Source organism: Thermus sp. (assembly GCF_056332225.1).
Window position 1 is genome coordinate 1 of record NZ_JBWGQW010000223.1, and the last position, 605, is coordinate 605.

Sequence of the window (605 nt, forward strand, 5' to 3'; positions counted from 1 at the left end):
CCAGCTTCTTCATGCCTTTCATGACGCACCTCCTTATTCCCTAGGGGCCTTAAGCCCCTAAAGGCCGAGCCCTTGCCACTGGCCCACCAGAACCCAGAGGGCCCTCAGGCCAGCCGCCGCCACAAGCCCCGCCCAGGGGGCGAGGCGCTCCTTGCCGAAGACTCCAAGCCCCAAGAGGAGGAGGAAGAAGAAGGGTAGGCCCGCCTCCTCCAGGAAGTGCCCTCGGGCGTCCCAAGACAGGGTTAAGGGGTAGAGGAGGGCCAAGAAGAGGGCCGCCCCCATGGCCATTCTCAAGGGGGCCCTGGCCCAGGGGCTTCCCAGGAGGGCGACCAGGGCTAGGGCCAGGCCCAAAGCGGTGAAGGGGAAGACCCCGGCCAAGAGGGCGTTCCACAGGGGGCGGTTCAGGTTCACCACCAGGGCCATTCCCGGGTAGCCCAGGACCACCAGGCTGAAGAGGAAGAGGCCCCAGGCGAGGGGCTTCCTTGGACCTTTGCCCAGGTAGAGGAGGCCTCCCGTGAGAAGGGCCAGGGCAAGTCCCCAGGAGCCCCACCAGATGGGGCTTTGGGGGTGAAAGGAGAGGAAGAGCCAAATGTGGGTGAAGCGGA

The 605-nt window shown here is 66.0% G+C and carries 1 protein-coding gene; it reads right to left on the reverse strand.

The features are described from left to right. Window positions 1-57: 57 nt before the first annotated feature. Window positions 58-605, reverse strand: a 548-nt coding sequence (locus tag AC01Y6_RS11030) for a polysulfide reductase NrfD family protein (protein WP_476671572.1), incomplete at its 5' end; no start/stop codon positions are given.